The 10,302-nt window shown below is 46.7% G+C and carries 10 protein-coding genes and 1 pseudogene; 9 read left to right on the top strand and 2 right to left on the bottom strand.

The window, feature by feature from the left end; all coding sequences use genetic code 11:
• A partial coding sequence (locus Q1M25_RS05370; RefSeq protein WP_300482594.1) for a toprim domain-containing protein occupies positions 1 to 431 on the top strand: 431 nt, incomplete at its 5' end.
• Between the two features lie 62 nt (positions 432 to 493).
• Here Q1M25_RS05370 and Q1M25_RS05365 read toward each other — a convergent pair.
• Entirely contained in the window at positions 494 to 781 is a 288-nt protein-coding gene (locus Q1M25_RS05365; protein WP_003683377.1) for a hypothetical protein, read from the bottom strand.
• 214 nt (positions 782 to 995) lie between these two features.
• Here Q1M25_RS05365 and Q1M25_RS05360 point away from each other — a divergent pair, with 214 nt between their 5' ends.
• The 4 genes from Q1M25_RS05360 (at position 996) to Q1M25_RS05345 (ending at position 6,114) form a co-directional block, all read left to right on the top strand.
• Entirely contained in the window at positions 996 to 2,246 is a 1,251-nt protein-coding gene (locus Q1M25_RS05360; protein WP_254323693.1) for a lipoprotein-releasing ABC transporter permease subunit, read from the top strand.
• On the top strand, positions 2,239 to 2,922 hold the full coding sequence (lolD, locus tag Q1M25_RS05355) for a lipoprotein-releasing ABC transporter ATP-binding protein LolD (RefSeq protein WP_003683651.1): 684 nt from the start codon (positions 2,239 to 2,241) through the stop codon (positions 2,920 to 2,922). Before Q1M25_RS05360 ends, lolD begins: the two co-directional genes overlap by 8 nt.
• A gap of 133 nt (positions 2,923 to 3,055) precedes the next feature.
• A complete protein-coding gene (gene recD, locus Q1M25_RS05350) occupies positions 3,056 to 4,819 on the top strand; it encodes an exodeoxyribonuclease V subunit alpha (RefSeq protein WP_300482589.1) in 1,764 nt (587 codons plus the stop codon).
• A gap of 176 nt (positions 4,820 to 4,995) precedes the next feature.
• Complete coding sequence (locus Q1M25_RS05345) at positions 4,996 to 6,114, top strand: hypothetical protein (RefSeq protein WP_300482587.1); 1,119 nt, start codon at positions 4,996 to 4,998, stop codon at positions 6,112 to 6,114.
• Positions 6,115 to 6,208: 94 nt separating this feature from the next.
• Here the strand turns inward: Q1M25_RS05345 and Q1M25_RS05340 are convergent, their stop codons facing one another.
• Positions 6,209 to 6,610 (bottom strand): RNA-binding S4 domain-containing protein, encoded by a 402-nt coding sequence (locus tag Q1M25_RS05340; RefSeq protein WP_003679090.1) that lies wholly within the window; start codon positions 6,608 to 6,610, stop codon positions 6,209 to 6,211.
• A gap of 204 nt (positions 6,611 to 6,814) precedes the next feature.
• Between Q1M25_RS05340 and Q1M25_RS05335 the strand changes: the two are divergent.
• The 4 genes and pseudogenes from Q1M25_RS05335 to Q1M25_RS05320 form a co-directional block, all read left to right on the top strand.
• Positions 6,815 to 7,774 (top strand): annotated as a pseudogene (locus Q1M25_RS05335) (acetyl-CoA carboxylase carboxyltransferase subunit alpha).
• 91 nt (positions 7,775 to 7,865) lie between these two features.
• Positions 7,866 to 9,200: a tRNA lysidine(34) synthetase TilS gene (gene tilS, locus Q1M25_RS05330; protein WP_300482582.1), complete on the top strand. Its 1,335-nt coding sequence runs from the start codon at positions 7,866 to 7,868 to the stop codon at positions 9,198 to 9,200.
• Positions 9,201 to 9,410: 210 nt separating this feature from the next.
• Positions 9,411 to 10,010 carry an RNA polymerase sigma factor RpoE gene (gene rpoE, locus Q1M25_RS05325; RefSeq protein WP_004519728.1) on the top strand — a complete coding sequence of 200 codons (600 nt, stop codon included), beginning with the start codon at positions 9,411 to 9,413 and terminating at the stop codon, positions 10,008 to 10,010.
• A gap of 5 nt (positions 10,011 to 10,015) precedes the next feature.
• Positions 10,016 to 10,302: sigma-E factor negative regulatory protein (locus Q1M25_RS05320; RefSeq protein WP_300482578.1), on the top strand; the 287-nt coding region annotated here is incomplete at its 3' end.

Here is a 10,302-nt window from a genome sequence, read left to right as displayed (position 1 = left end):
GGATGTGTAACACATTTTGCGAAGGCGATTTGTGTGAAATTTGTGCGGACGAAAAACGCGATAAAAGCCGTTTGATGATTGTCCATATGCCGGCGGATGTCTCCAGTATGGAGGCGGCCAATTGTCATGATGGCCTGTATTTTGTTTTGATGGGGCAAGTCAGTCCGGCGCAGGGCATGGATATTTCGGCAGTGGCATTAGATAAGCTGGTTGCCCGTTTGCAGGCGAGTGATATTGATGAAATTATCATTGCAACCAACTTCACAGCTGAAGGCGACGCGACAGCGTATGTATTGGCGGAATTGTTTAAAAATCTTCCTTATAAAGTCAGCCGGTTGGCAAGGGGAATCCCTTTGGGCGGCGAGATGGAGTATGTGGATGCCGGTACTTTGGCACAGGCTGTTTACGATAGAAGAAATATCCAATCTTAAATGCCAATATAAAAAGGCCGTCTGAATGTTTTTCAGACGGCCTTTTCATTGATGAAATCAGATTATTTGCAGCTCACGCCTTGAATTTGAGGCGTATCGCCGTTGCCGACTTTGAATGCGCATTTGGTTGCGCTGCTGCCGGATACGGTAACAACACCGTTTCCGCTGTTGAGGCTGACAGGTTCTTTTACGCCCATGCCGACAGCAGTGGCTGCCAGTTTTTGAACATCGGCGTCGGAGTAAGCGGTATTGTTTGAACTGATTTTGATTTCTTTGGCGGCATATGCATTGAAGCTGAATGACAAACCTACAGCTACGGATACGAGGGCCAAGAATTTTTTGCTGTTCATTAGTGTATTTCCTTTTTGATGGTGACAAAGTGTGTCACAGCTTCAGAATAAGGGCGATTGGCCGATTGTGCAAGTTTTTCGGCGGAATTTACGGGAAGATACATGGTTTTACATACACTTTATCCCTGAATGCTACATCAGTCGGGCAATCGGACGACCTGTCGGTTTTACGGTACAATAAGCCTTTTTTGACAAACGAATGAGGCATTTTTGAATGGCTTCTTTAGAAACTTGGATAGGCCTGCGCTATCTGCGTGCGAAAAAACGCAACGGCTTTATGTCATTTATTACCATGATTTCAATCGCCGGTATCGCCTTGGGCGTAACAGCGCTGATTGTGGTGTTATCGGTAATGAACGGATTTCAGAAAGAGATACGCGGTCAATTGTTGAACGTCGCACCTCATGCGGAAATCGGCTATTACGATGTCGGCAGTGCGCCGGGTTGGCAGAATTTGCGCGAATTTGTAAAAGGCAAAAAGGAAGTGTTGGCCAGCGCACCTTATGTTTCCGATCAGGCTTTGCTTGCCAATGCCGGGGAAGTGCGCGGTGTACAGATACGCGGTATCTTGCCGTCTGAAGAAAAAAATGTCGTTGATTACGGCAAGGATATGCCAGCCGGCAGTTTTGACGATTTGAAGCCGGGCGAATTTGATATTATTTTGGGTCAAGGGCTTGCTGAGGCATTGGGCACGGAGATTGGCGGCAAGGTTACAGTGATTACGCCTGAGGGGAATGTTACTCCTGCCGGCGTAGTGCCGCGCTTGAAGCAGTTTAATGTGGTCGGTGTGGTAAAAACCGGTGTTTATGAAGTCGATAACACATTGGCCATGACGCATATCAAGGATGCGCAAGTCTTGTATCGACTGGGAGAAAATGTCGGTGGGCTGCGTTTACGATTGGCTGATCCTCAGAATGCGCCGTCTTTCATTGCCAAGTTGATTCCCGATGCTAAAAAAGATGAAGTATGGGTGCGTGACTGGACGTTTAACAACCGCAGCTATTTTGAAGCCGTTGAGTTGGAAAAACGCATGATGTTCATCATTTTGACACTGATTATCGCGGTTGCTGCGTTTAACCTCGTCTCGTCTTTGGTAATGGCGGTAACGGAAAAACAAGCCGATATTGCGATTTTGCGCACTTTGGGTTTGTCCCCTGGCGGCGTCATGAAGATTTTCTTGGTGCAGGGCGCATTTGCGGGATTCTTCGGTACGCTTGTAGGCGTGGTATGCGGTGTATTGCTGGGTTGGAATGTCGGCAAGATTGTCGCGTTTTTTGAAGACCTGTTCGGCGTACATTTAATTAACTCTCAAGTTTATTTCATCGATTACCTGCCTAGCGATGTGAATTTGAAGGATGTCGCCGTTATTGCCTGCATTTCGCTTGGCTTGGCATTTATTGCCACACTGTATCCGAGCTGGCGTGCAGCAAAAACCCAACCTGCGGAGGCTTTGCGTTATGAGTAAGACAATTTTGAAATGTACTGGCGTTGGCAAAAGCTATAATGACGGCGCATTGAATGTACAAGTGTTGAATCATTTGGATTTTGAAGTTGCCGAAGCGGAAAGCGTGAGTATTATTGGTTCATCAGGCAGCGGTAAATCCACGTTGCTGCACCTTCTTGGTGGTTTGGATATGCCGTCTGAAGGCAAGGTGATACTGATGGATCAGGATTTGGGCGGTTTGAGCCAAAAACAGTTGGGCGAATTGCGCAACCGTTATTTGGGCTTTGTGTATCAGTTCCACCATTTATTGCCTGAGTTTTCTGCGTTGGAAAATGTCATGATGCCGCTTTTAATCGGCAAAATGCCCAAGGCGATGGCTGAGGAGAAGGCTGTCAAAATGCTGAAAAAGGTTGGCTTGGATAAGCGTATGCTGCACCGTCCGAGCGAACTTTCCGGCGGCGAGCGTCAGCGTGCGGCGATTGCACGTGCTTTGGTCAATGAGCCGAAATGCCTGTTGGCGGATGAGCCGACAGGGAACCTTGACCGTAAAAATGCGCAAAATGTGCTGGACATGATGCTGGATTTGAAACGCGAATTGAACACCAGCTTGATTGTGGTGACCCATGATGACGAGCTGGCTGAGCGTTTCGACCGGGTAATGACCATGAAAGATGGTAGCCTGCAAGTGTTGCAATAAGGTTATTATTTCAGGCAAATATTTTATGCTTTGAACGGTATAATAGAGGCCGTCTGAAAAATAGGTTTTCATTTATGGAAACGCTGTTTTTCAGACGGCCTTTCTTTTTTTTCGTATCAATCAATCCTGAGCCATGAATCCGACCGACTCTATCCTTTCCTCTGCCGCAGATGCGGCCATAGCGTTTTTCCGCCGCCACGAAGTACGGGGTGCATCCGTTATTGAGCCTTATGTGGTGCGACTGTTTGCAGCCTTGCAAAACGGGCATTCGTTTATTTACTTGGATAAAGCGGATGTTGATGTCTTAAGCAACTTGCCGAATTTGGTCGGTAATGCGGATAAACCGCTTATCCTGCAAGGTCGGAAATTATTTTTGGGGCGGATGTGGCAGTTGGAACATGATTTGGCTGTTGAAATCAAACGGCTGGCCAGTGCCGAGGCGGAAGAAGTAAATTTTATGGCGGCTTCAAAAAGCCTGAGCGATTGGTTTGATACTAAAGACAGTAAAGAGCAACGGGATGCTGCGGCTTTGGCTTTGCTGCAAAACTTTATGCTGATTACCGGCGGGCCGGGTACGGGTAAGACGACGACCGTAGCAAAGCTTTTGGGTCTGATTTGCAATAACAGTACGAAGCTGCCCCGTATCGCATTGGCGGCGCCGACGGGCAAAGCAGCTGCGCATATGGCACGAGCTTTACAGCGTGCTTTGGACAGTTTTGATTTGTCTCCGAGCGTCAAAGCGCATCTGGAAAACTTGGAAGGGCAGACTGTTCATCGTTTGTTGAAACTGCGTCCGCCGCAAATGCGCCCTGCGTTCAATCATGAATATCCGCTTGCATTGGATGTTTTGGTGGTGGATGAGGCCTCAATGTTGGATTTGCCGCTGGTGTTGAATTTATTGCGCGCCGTGCCGACCGGCTGTCGTCTGGTGTTGCTTGGCGATGAAAACCAGTTGCCGTCGGTTGGGTTAGGAGCCGTATTGGCGGCATTGTCGCGTCCGACGGCTTTGGATAAAGAAACTGCTGGAAAGTTGGAAGTGTACCTGCCCAATCATGGCTTTGAAATTAAAGGGCAGCCACAGGCTTTATCGCAAAACAATGCCAAATTGACGTTCAGCCACCGTTTTGGTGCAGACAGCGGTATCGGCTGTTTGGCAAGGGCGGTGGTGTCCGGGGAAAAGCAAACTGCGGTCGAACAGTTTGACAAGTTCCCCAAAGAGTTGGAAATGAAATCAGGTCGTCTGAAAGAGCAGGTCGCCTTGCTGTATCAAAAGCAACAGGATTATTGGCAGGCTGTGGCAGAGAATAATGTCGCACTCGCCTATGGTCATGCGGCCGATGTGGTGGTTTTGGCGGCTTGGCGGCAGGATGCGGATGATTTGAATCAGGCTTATCAAGAATACTTGCAACGACAAGGCAAGGTTTCGGGCGAAATGCCTTGGTTTGCCGGACAAATCATCATGATTACGCACAATGATTACATGCTGGAAGTGTTTAACGGCGACATCGGACTGATTATGAAAGATGAAGAATCGTTGAATGGCTTGTCTGCCTATTTTCCTGAGAAAGATGGATTCAAAAAAATTGCCATCAGCCGTTTGCCCGATTTTGAATCGGCTTTTGCCATGACGGTGCACAAGAGCCAAGGTTCGGAATATCGGGAAGTATGGCTGTTGCCCCCGTCAGTGCCTGCAACGACGGAGAGTGAAGAAGAGGCACGGGGTTTGGATAAGGCTTTGCTTTACACAGCTATTACCCGTGCGCGTGAACGTTTTGTGTTTTGGGGAAATGCGGAGGAATTATGTAAAGCTGTGGGATGCCATCAAAAACGCAGGACGGCATTGGCCGATGCCTTAAAATGGCAGTTTGAACAGTCTGATGAGCAGGCTTCCGTTTGACCTGAATCAAGAGGCCGTCTGAAAGAGGATAAAGCGTTTAAATCTGCTTGACTGATTACACTAATTTACATACGATAAAAATAATTAGTAAATAAAATGAATAATTTATACAAAATTCATAATTTGTACGCTTTATCGAATACTTCACTTTCAATACCTTCTTTTGGAGAGTCGGCATGAAATTTCAAACCAAACTGATTGCAACCTGTATTTTATTGGCTTCATCGTCTTATTCTTTGGCAGAAAATGCTGATGGCGGACGTGATGCGGCGGCTTTGGCTACCACCAACGATTACGTCAATTCCGGCAGTATCATTCGCAAAGATGACGATAAAATAAGCATTTTTAATGATTTGTTGACTGTGAATGGTGGCTTGCGCGTGCGTGCGGATACTAAAGACATCAATGCCAACAACAGCGGCATTAATCCGACGCCCGAAGATACCAATGCCAACTTCAATGCGGAGTTTTGGTTACGCGCGAAACTGTACAAAGATTGGAAGTTGGTTGCCCAAATCGAGCCGAATATTGATTTAGAAACGGGTAAATTCAACGGTGATCATGATGTGCCGGTGAATAAACTGTATGCCGAAGGTACTTTGTACAACAACATTAAAGCGCGTGTCGGTAAATTTGGCGCGTTCTCTTCATACGGCCGCGTATGGGATACCGAAGTTACCGGCGGCGAAATCTTCTTTGACAATAAAACCCTGCCTACCAAAATCTATGCGGGCCGCCGTACTGGCAATCTGAACGACAACACATGGGGCATTGGTGGCCGTCGCAGACATTTTGCCGCAGTTCAAAGCGTGTTGCCTGTAAATGAGAATATCAACGTCGGCGCAACCGTCAGCTACATGAAAGACATCGATGTACGCGGTGCGAAGAAAAATGCAGTCTTCGGAGAAATCGGTACGGACATCAAGTTTAATGACGATTGGCATTGGATGGCTGCAGTCAGCAAGTCCAATATCAAAGCCTATAATGATGCCGGCCAAAAAATCAAAAATGATGGCGTGTTCACTGAAGTGCGCTATAAATCAGCCGACTGGAACGTCCGCAATTCTTACGACGTATTCTTGAACTACCGCCGTGTCGGTTCGTTGTCCGGTGTCTCTTCCGTTGAGGATTACAGCAAAAACGTCCAAGGCGTGCAAATCGGTGCGACCTATATTCCTTGGAAAAACTGGAAACTCAAAGGCTTCTATTTAGCCGGCAAACAGGTTACGCCTACTGTTGGCACGGATAAGCAGGACGTAAACGTTATTCGTGGTCAGTTAGAATATAAATTTTAATCATCACAAATAAAAAACAGGCAGGATGTTCTGCCTGTTTTTGGTTTTCAGACGGCATGGATATAGGGCCGTCTGAAACAATGGATGAAACGTTTTACCAGCTATCGCGCTTCATACGGTCAAGCTGGCGGCGGTCGCGTTTGGTTGGGCGTCCGTCCGGATAAGCGGCACTGATGCGGCTGGCTTGGTCGAGCTGTTTTTGAGCTTCGCGTTCGGCAGCCGTTTTCATGTCTTCTTCGTAGAGTAAACGTGCTTCCGGTGCCGGTCGGCGTTGATGATTGAGTGCGGCAACTTTGAATTTGTAGGGAAGGGAGTTCAAAGTCATGTCGATGGTGTCGCCGGCAGAAATATTTTTGCTGTTTTTCACCTTCGAGCCGTTTACCAAAACCCTGCCCAGCTCAATATGTTTTTGTGCCAGCGCGCGGGTCTTGAAAAAGCGCGCGGCCCACAGCCATTTGTCCAAGCGCATGGACGAATTGTCATGATCGTTTTTCATAGCCTGTTTGAAATGATTGAACTGAATTGAAGTTTATCATAAGATACGGCACTTCATTCGTTTAGTGCAGATATACTATTTCTTTGTTAAAGGCCGTCTGAAAGATTTTTTATTGCAAAAGATGGCAGTTTCCCTTTGAGAAATGCTGTCAAATACGTCTGATTAGCGTATCATGTCAGCAACCGTTACCGAGAGCTTTGTTTTATGAAACCCGTTTTTTTGGACTTCGAACAACCCATCGCCGAATTAACCAATAAAATCGACGAGTTGCGATTCGTACAAGATGAATCTGCCGTCGATATTTCCGACGAGATTGCCAGACTGCAAAAGAAAAGCAACGAGTTGACTAAGTCAATTTTCAGCAAGCTGACTCCGGCTCAAATTTCACAAGTGTCCCGCCATCCGCAGCGTCCTTATACTTTGGACTACATCAACGGTATTTTTACCGATTTTGAAGAGTTACACGGCGACCGCCATTATTCTGACGATCATGCCATTGTCGGCGGTTTGGCGCGTTTCAACGGCCAAAGCGTGATGGTTATCGGTCATCAAAAAGGCCGCGATACCAAAGAAAAAATCCGCCGCAATTTCGGTATGCCGCGTCCTGAGGGTTACCGTAAAGCACTGCGCTTGATGCAGACTGCCGAGAAATTCAATATTCCCGTGATGACTTTTGTCGATACGCCGGGCGCGTCTCCGGGGATTGGAGCAGAAGATCGCGGCCATGCTGAAGCCATCGGCCGTAATTTGTAGGCACTGACCCGCTTGCATGTGCCGGTTTTGTGCACCATCATTGGCGAAGGTGGTTCAGGTGGTGCGTTGGCAGTGGCTGTCGGCGACTACGTCAATATGCTGCAATACTCGACTTATTCGGTGATTTCTCCCGAAGGTTGTGCCTCTATTCTTTGGAAAACTGCTGAAAAAGCAGCAGATGCCGCGCAAGCATTGGGTATTACCGCCAAACGCCTGCAAGAATTGGACGTCATCGATAAAGTGATTGATGAGCCTTTGGGCGGCGCACACCGTGATTTTGAAACCACGATGAAAAACGTTAAAACCGTTTTGGAACAGCAATTAAGCGAAGCGCAAAGCATGACTATGCCTGACTTGCTTTCCCGCCGTTTCGACCGCATCATGGCTTACGGTAAATTTACCGATAAATAAGTTTGACTGTTGAAGAAGCAAGCAGATGCCGTCGCTGCTTGCTTTTTTTGTGTTCTATTTTTGAGTCATTCACAATTTTAGGCCGTCTGAAATGTCGCAAGTATCCCCTGATTCCCTATTTAAAAGTTTTCAAGCAGCTTTTCCTGATTTGCCGAGCCATACTGTTGTTGAAGTTGGCTTGAGTGGCGGATTGGATTCTGTCGTCCTGCTGCATCTTTTGCATCGGATGCGCGAGTTTCGCCATTTTGATTTGCGTGCCGTCCATGTTCATCATGGTTTAAGTACCAATGCCGACAGTTGGGCTAAATTTTGTCAGGATTATTGTCAGCGTCTGAATGTTGTCTTGCGAGTGTGCCGTGTCAATGTGGAAAAACAAGGAAAAGGTTTGGAGGCTGCGGCCAGGGCTGCACGATATCAGGCATTTTCAGACGGCCTGAAGAAAATCATTGTTTTGGCCCATCACCGTAATGATCAAATCGAAACTTTTATGTTGTCGGCTGTGCGCGGGGGTGGATTGCGCGGTATGGCGGCCATGCCGGTATGGCGTGATTTAAATGAAGAGATTCAAATCTGGCGGCCGCTTTTGGCATTTTCTCGTCAGGAATTGACTGAGTATGCGCAACAGTGGGGACTGTATTTTGTAGAAGACGAGAGTAATGAAGACTCCGGCTATTTACGTAATTGGATGAGAAATCAGGCTTTGCCGCAATGGCAGCAGCGTATTCCGAATTTTGAGCAGCAAATTTGTGCCAATGTTCGGTTATTGCAGGAAGATTTGCAGCTTTTAGATGAATTGATTGAGTCTGAATACCAGCGTATTAGTCCAAATGGAATATTCAGCATCAGTCTGTGGCGGCAATGTACGCCGCTTTTACGTCGTCGGCTGCTTTGGTATTTTTTGCGAAAGCGAACGGAATCATTGCCTTCTTATCACAGTATTGCCGATTTTGCCCGAGTATTGGAAACCGCTGATCAGGCGCAGTTGAATTTGCCAGATGGAGAACTGGTCGCATGTCGCAATCTGCTATTTGTTTATCAGGAAAGTGAGTTTCAAAAACTGCCTTGGTGTAATGGCAGCGAAGTTCGAGGCCGTCTGAAAGATATTTTGCTGGAAAATGGTTTCATTTTATTACCGTTTAAGGGAGGTTTGTCAGAAGAGGAGTTGGAGAAGCCGGCGGTACTTAGAAGTGTGGCCAAAGGTGATGTGATTCAGTCGGGACAGCGGGAAAAATCAGTCGAAAAACTATTGCAAGAGTGTCATATTGTGCCACTCGTCCGTAAATATTGGCCGATTATCCTAAGTATGGGCAACAAGTGCCTTGCTGTTGTTAATCTTCGGGTGGGAAGCGATGTTCAAATAGGCGAAGGCTATCTGCCTGTTCATGAAAAGTTGGTCAAATATATAGCAGAAAAGCAAAGAGACTAACTGTAAATTTAGTAAGTATTAGTAATTTAACTACTTGTGCTAAGTGTATATATAATAAGCAATACAGCTTATATTAGAGCATCTGCACGAATAAACTTTTGCGATTAAATGTAATCTTGTGGAACTATTTCAAAGCGATGCTGTCTTTATTGTGCACAGCACGCTTTACTATTTTTTGGTTTAAAGCAGTAAAACGATTAAAGGTTGGGTATGAACGATCGCCAAATAGATCAAGTTTTGGTGGAGCGCGCGCAGAAAGGTGACCATAAGGCATTCGAGATGCTGATGTCCAAGTATCAGCGTCGGCTAAACAGACTGATTTCCCGTTTTATTCAGGATGAGCATGAAGTGCACGATGTAACCCAAGAGGCAATGATTAGGGCTTATCGTGCGCTGGTTAATTTTCGAGGTGAGAGTGCATTTTATACGTGGTTGTACCGTATCGGTATCAATACGGCAAAGAATTTTCTGACCACTTCGGGTCGCCAGTTTTTTGTCAGCTCGGAAGCAGCCAATGAGGAGGGAGATGTTCTTGATTTAACCGATCAGATTGCGGATTACCATACGCCGGAAGCTGAAATGATGAATCGGGAAATCTTGCAGACCGTCGAAGCAAGCATTGCGCAACTGCCAGACGATATGCGTCAAGCCATTACGCTTAGGGAAATGGATGGCTTGTCTTATGAAGAAATAGCTCGGGTAGTGGATTGTCCGATAGGTACTGTACGTTCGCGTATTTTCAGAGCGCGTGAACTGATTGCAAAAGATTTGCGGCCGCTGTTGGATACTTCTGAAGATCAAAGGTGGTAATAAAAATGAACGAAAAAACAAATAAAGCATTGGAGTATGTGTCTGCATTGATGGACGGTGAAGCATTGACTGATGAGATGCTGGATGCCGTATTGGCAGACGAGGAAGCTATGCGCGCTTGGCATGAGTACCACATTATCGGCGACTGTATCCGTCAGGGCGCGGCGGTGAAGGTGGCTGATGAAAGCATGCAAAGCAAAGCATTTACAGTGCCTCAAGCCGAAGCTGAAGGCAAACAGGAAAAATATGCTCAGCGTGAAGCGGCCAATAGCGGCTTCTTCAAATTCTTCGC

The organism is uncultured Neisseria sp., from assembly GCF_951230505.1.
Taxonomy (GTDB): domain Bacteria; phylum Pseudomonadota; class Gammaproteobacteria; order Burkholderiales; family Neisseriaceae; genus Neisseria.
The sequence above is the reverse complement of the archived record's forward strand: the minus strand, read 5'-3'. Positions and strand labels throughout refer to the sequence as shown.

Bases quoted from the DNA above. Each gene is read 5' to 3' on its own strand.
- Q1M25_RS05365 (WP_003683377.1), bottom strand. From the start codon at position 781: ATGAACAGCAAAAAATTCTTGGCCCTCGTATCCGTAGCTGTAGGTTTG.
- Q1M25_RS05360 (WP_254323693.1), top strand. From the start codon at position 996: ATGGCTTCTTTAGAAACTTGGATAGGCCTGCGCTATCTGCGTGCGAAA.
- lolD (WP_003683651.1), top strand. From the start codon at position 2,239: ATGAGTAAGACAATTTTGAAATGTACTGGCGTTGGCAAAAGCTATAAT.
- recD (WP_300482589.1), top strand. From the start codon at position 3,056: ATGAATCCGACCGACTCTATCCTTTCCTCTGCCGCAGATGCGGCCATA.
- Q1M25_RS05345 (WP_300482587.1), top strand. From the start codon at position 4,996: ATGAAATTTCAAACCAAACTGATTGCAACCTGTATTTTATTGGCTTCA.
- Q1M25_RS05340 (WP_003679090.1), bottom strand. From the start codon at position 6,610: ATGAAAAACGATCATGACAATTCGTCCATGCGCTTGGACAAATGGCTG.
- tilS (WP_300482582.1), top strand. From the start codon at position 7,866: ATGTCGCAAGTATCCCCTGATTCCCTATTTAAAAGTTTTCAAGCAGCT.
- rpoE (WP_004519728.1), top strand. From the start codon at position 9,411: ATGAACGATCGCCAAATAGATCAAGTTTTGGTGGAGCGCGCGCAGAAA.